The organism is Mucilaginibacter sp. P4_G9 (genome assembly GCF_056400985.1).
Map to the genome: position 1 here is coordinate 1 of NZ_JBFUKF010000513.1, position 3,058 is coordinate 3,058.

The 3,058-nt window shown below is 40.9% G+C and carries 3 protein-coding genes; 2 read left to right on the forward strand and 1 reads right to left on the reverse strand.

Annotation, left to right across the window (positions count from 1 at the left end):
* Positions 1 to 108: 108 nt before the first annotated feature.
* Positions 109 to 951, reverse strand: a complete 843-nt coding sequence (locus AC1DPZ_RS24645; RefSeq protein WP_477408453.1) for an energy transducer TonB — start codon at positions 949 to 951, stop codon at positions 109 to 111.
* A gap of 295 nt (positions 952 to 1,246) precedes the next feature.
* Between AC1DPZ_RS24645 and AC1DPZ_RS24650 the strand changes: the two genes are divergently transcribed.
* Both AC1DPZ_RS24650 and AC1DPZ_RS24655 read left to right on the forward strand, forming a co-directional pair.
* A complete protein-coding gene (locus AC1DPZ_RS24650; protein ID WP_477408455.1) occupies positions 1,247 to 1,603 on the forward strand; it encodes a hypothetical protein in 357 nt (118 codons plus the stop codon).
* Positions 1,604 to 1,799: 196 nt separating this feature from the next.
* On the forward strand, positions 1,800 to 3,058 hold a 1,259-nt coding region (locus AC1DPZ_RS24655; RefSeq protein ID WP_477408457.1), incomplete at its 3' end, for an ammonium transporter.

Sequence of the window (3,058 nt, forward strand, 5' to 3'; positions counted from 1 at the left end):
TAACCTTTAACAAAAAACCCCGCATAATGCAGGGCTAAAAAACTACTACTCATTAACACTACTTTGTATCTTTACCTTTGCTTTTTCCATTCTTGCTCCTTTATATTACTAATTACTCTGATCTGCTAACTGGAATTTAATAGGTATTACATACTTAACGCGTACCGGCAGACCGTTTTGCATACCTGCTTTCCATGGTTTGGCCAGCTTTAGTACCCGCAGTGCTTCTTCATCAAACCCAAAACCTGCACCACGCTCAACCGCGATGTTTGATAAGTGACCATCTTTTTCTACAACAAAACTCATAATCACCCTGCCGGTTACACCCTGCTCTGATGCTACAACCGGATATCTTAAGTTTTTCTGTAAAAACCCGCTCCAAGCCGATACGCCACCAACCGGTTCGGGCATAACTTCCAGGGCACTAAAATCATGTATGGTGTTATCCACCACGGGAACAACCACAGGTACAGTACCGGTACCTCCCTTGGTTCCTGTATTATCAAGCACGTTATCAACATTTCCACTACCCGGAACCTTAATATCTACATTGCCGATAGCACCTTCAATTTTGCTGATTACAGGCGGCTCAACAGTTGGTCCTTTACTAACAATCACCGGGGTAACAAACCTTGTTGTTGTCACTCGCGGCATTGGTTTAGCCGGGGCTGCAGGTTTTGGTGGTTCGGGCGGTTTTACGGGTGCAACCGGTTCAATAAGCTGCGGCGARAGATCCACCATTGTTATTTTGACCATTTCGGGTGGTTTGGGTCTAAAAATCAGGCTAAGTGCTACAAACACAGCAACACCAGCCATAGTTATGCCCAGTGCTTTCGCCAAAGTACGCTTATAATGCTCCCTTAATTCGTAAGCACCGTACGCTTTGTTACGGTGGTTAAATATAAAATCGAGCCACTCGACGTTATACAAATCAAATTTGGCCGAATGCATTTTATTAAGAATTAAATATTACCATATAACGATTTTACATGTATAATATTTTATAAAAACCAAAATACTCAATCAATGAGCAGATGAATCCTATAAAAAAACTTACCTTTTACAAAAATCGGACACCTAACATTTTATCGAATAAAATGCTCTTAAACTTAATTTTTAATAGGGTTTTTATTTAAATAGTAAACTTTAAAAACAAAATATGTACATATTTCCCATCTAAATGCACAAAAAGTTAAAATATTCATAAAAAAGACATGATTATTTTATTTTTTTACTACATTTAAATATGGTTAACAGGCTTTATCATTTTACTGCCTTATTTTTTCTGCTCTTTTCGGGGTTTTCAGCCTCGGCAAGGGGTGGATTATACCATATTACCCACAAAGAAGAAAAAAAAACCTCCGTATCGGCTACAACGGCGCATCATAATCCTTATAATTATGACTACCTTTTGCATAACGTACCGGTACAACTCATCAATCTACAGCAACACCGGGGTGCACATCCGTTGCAAGGCATTTATACAAGCCCCAATTTTTACACTATACATGTAAAGTATCTTAATTTTATTTGCGGCGGGGGAACCAGCGAACTATCGCGTTTCCGCAAACTCATCCTCTTTCCATTTCATAATTTCTGGTAATAGCTAAACAATTTTATCCGCTTGCGCTGATTACGCAAACCGGATTTTATTGTTTTTTAAAAAATTTAGTTTTAATGCTGAAGGCATTTTGATTGGATGACTTCTTCAGTATTAGTTTTTGAAACTGCCCGGTATTTTGATTGGGTACCGGGCGGTTTCTTATTAATTTTATTAAATGTTCCCTAATTCCCGAAGCATGAAAAGATTCATACCATTTGGCATACTATTAATTATAATTGTATTGGCCCTCGTATTCCCATCTGTTACCTTAACAACTATTAAAGACAGTAAAATTGATACGGGCGATACCGCCTGGCTATTGGTTAGTACTGCCCTTGTATTGATCATGACACCTGGCCTTGCCTTTTTTTACGGCGGTATGGTGAGCAAAAAAAACGTACTATCAACTATGCTGCAAAGCTTTGTGTGTATGGGCGTAATTACCGTAATATGGGTTATTTTTGGTTTTAGCCTTGCATTTGGCGATACCATTGGCGGTTTCATTGGCGATCCGCGTACCTTTTTTATGATGAAAGGCACCCTTGGTAACGCTACCTGGAAACTTGCTCCTACTATCCCCCTGGTATTATTTGCCATGTTCCAGTTAAAATTCGCCGTAATTACACCCGCGCTAATCACCGGCGCTTTTGCCGAGCGTATCCGCTTTAACTCCTATGTTATTTTCCTTTGCCTGTTTATGATATTTATATATGCACCGCTGGCCCACTCAACATGGCATCCGGATGGTTTTCTGTTCGGAAAAGGCGTACTTGACTTTGCAGGTGGTACTGTAGTACACATGAGCGCCGGCTGGGCAGCACTTGCATCAGCCCTGTATTTAAAAGGACGTAACGAAGTTACACATACTCCAGCCCRCATCAGCTATGTACTGTTAGGTACCGGTTTATTATGGTTTGGCTGGTTTGGTTTTAACGCAGGTTCGGCATTAGGTTCTGGTACACTTGCTGCAACAGCTTTGGCTACTACAACTACAGCATCTGCAGCCGCGGCAATGTCCTGGATGTTCTTTGATATCCTACGTGGTAAAAAACCAAGCGTATTAGGTGCCTGTATCGGCGCCGTTGTAGGTCTGGTGGCTATTACACCTGCTGCCGGCTTCGTAACAGTACCCCACTCATTAATTATTGGTATAGTTGCAGCCGTGGTAAGTAACCTGGTAGTAATATGGAGAACCAAAACCAGTATTGATGATACACTTGATGTATTCCCCTGCCATGGCGTAGGCGGTATGGTTGGTATGTTGTTAACCGGTGTATTTGCCCATCAAAACGTTAACTCGGCCAATACTACCGGCAACGGATTATATTATGGCGAAACCCACTTGTTTTTACTTCACCTGGTAACTTTAGTTGGTGTATCGGCATTTGCATTTTTTGGTTCACTGATACTATTAAAAATAACAGATATGATCAGCACGCTGCGTGTAACCCCTGA